The organism is Dethiosulfatibacter sp., assembly GCF_983023055.1.
This window is the reverse complement of sequence record NZ_CEZJXU010000451.1, coordinates 218-2,049: the sequence shown is the minus strand read 5'-3', so window position 1 is coordinate 2,049 and position 1,832 is coordinate 218. Positions and strand designations below refer to the sequence as shown.

Annotated in this window: 1 protein-coding gene and 1 pseudogene; one reads left to right on the top strand and one right to left on the bottom strand. The window is 33.0% G+C overall.

The features are described 5' to 3' along the window. Window positions 1-342 precede the first annotated feature (342 nt). Window positions 343-1,467 carry a transposase gene (locus AC3AX0_RS12310; protein ID WP_487550573.1) on the bottom strand — a complete coding sequence of 375 codons (1,125 nt, stop codon included), beginning with the start codon at window positions 1,465-1,467 and terminating at the stop codon, window positions 343-345. Between the two features lie 146 nt (window positions 1,468-1,613). Between AC3AX0_RS12310 and AC3AX0_RS12305 the strand changes: the two are divergent. Then, window positions 1,614-1,832 (top strand): annotated as a pseudogene (locus tag AC3AX0_RS12305) (hypothetical protein); the annotation flags it as partial.

Genomic DNA, 1,832 nt, shown 5'->3' with positions numbered 1-1,832 from the left:
CCTCTAATTAGTAGAAAAAGCCAGTCTGGTACCGGTGACAAATAGGCACCAAACAGGGGCTATACAGATCTTTTTTTTGCTCTATGTCGAATAGAGTTCCTGGAACAATATAATGTCACAAATCATTTTTGTGTTTATTGATACCTTTCTTTTAAAAATAATTTAACCGCCAAGTGCACCAAAAACACAACGAAAAATAATCGGCATAGTACCCATGTGTATTAATAAGGAAATAACAAAGCTTTATAAACACGAAGTAAAAATGTAAATTGACTTTGTGTTCGTTCTGTTCTTTGCGGTTGATAATTTGATTATTACATAACTTCAATACTTCGTTACGTTTTAGGCAGCTATAACTCCGAATTTAGTGAGCTGCCTAATTCTGTTTTTATTTTTCTTACTGTTAGGGTTAATTGCGAACATCTCTAAAAATCTATCTAGCAATAACTGATTGTGATACATAGTCTTTACGCTTGTCATTGAAAACGCTCCTCGTTCTTCTTTTGGAGTTTTTAGCCAATGTGCTGTTTTAGCTAAATTGACAGCCGTTAATGATGTATTAAAATGGAAATGCAATTTGTTTTTACTTCTGGCTTGACAATCATTCAATCCTGTATGCTGTTTTCCGTCTCGATATATAAATTCAATTTGAAATCTTGATCGATAATACTTTAAAACCTGATGTCCCGTTAACTTTAAATCAGTAGAAAAATACAATTTATGAGTCCACTTATCTTTTTTTCGAGTATAAACAATTACCAAATTGATATCTCTCTTAAGGGATTTTGAATTAACTACAGCTTGATATACTTTCTGATCATCTGTTGTTTCAATATTTTTAAAATATTCCTTGCTTAAGGTTTTGTAATATATCTTACCGTCATATTTCTTTGGTCTACCTCTTCCTTCTCTTTTCTCTCCCTTGTAGAGATATCTTAAATTAGCATCATTTCGTAATCTACTAATCAGCTCAAACTCTTGATTACACATACTGCTTACAAAAGGTTCTTTTGAGAAATAAGCATCAACTGCCAAATATTTAGATATTTCAAACAGACTATCTTTTCTCGCAATAAGTATCTGTCCATAATGATCCAATAAGCTTTTATCCTCTAATTTACTTGGGGTTTGAACTGCTTCCAAATGAAAAGCAGTATGGTTGTATTGATCAATAACACCTATACCTCCAATTTCTAGTCCCCATTTACTTTTTCCAGCACAGCCAGACCAGAAATACCCCACTCCAGGTGTTAATTTTCCTGATTTACTAACATAGCTGGGATCAAAAGCAAGAATACATTTGTTACTTGAATACTCTAAGATCAGTTCCTTGTTGAAATGAAGAAAATCAAACTCCTTCTCAAATTGATTGCGATAATGTTGCTCACATGAATCACTATATCGCTCTAGTTGAAGAAAATTAATTCGATCCTTAATACTTAAAAATAAGATTAGAATTTTTGGCATAAAATAATATTGCCATTTATTCACCTTGCACATTTTGTTCAAGATGTTTTTTATATGATATTTGCTAGTGAATTTCCCCTTGATAATCATGCTTAATAATTGTATCGAAACGACTACTAAGATATTGATTTTCAGGGGGATTTCTTATGTTTTTGCGCATTCATTTCGCTGACTATCAGCTATTTAAATTATTTCTTCACGAACCATTGTTTAATGGTAAAGTTGTTATTGTGGTCAACGCAGCCAGTAAGTGCGGACTAACACCACAGTACGAGGGATTGGAGATCTTATATAAGAAATATAAGGATCAGGGATTGGTAGTACTGGGAATGCCTTGCAATCAGTTTTTAGGTCAGGAGCCGGGC

What these genes read in the sequence shown, in the direction of transcription:
- AC3AX0_RS12310 (WP_487550573.1), bottom strand. Translation starts at nt 1,467, where the DNA reads ATGCCAAAAATTCTAATCTTATTTTTAAGTATTAAGGATCGAATTAAT.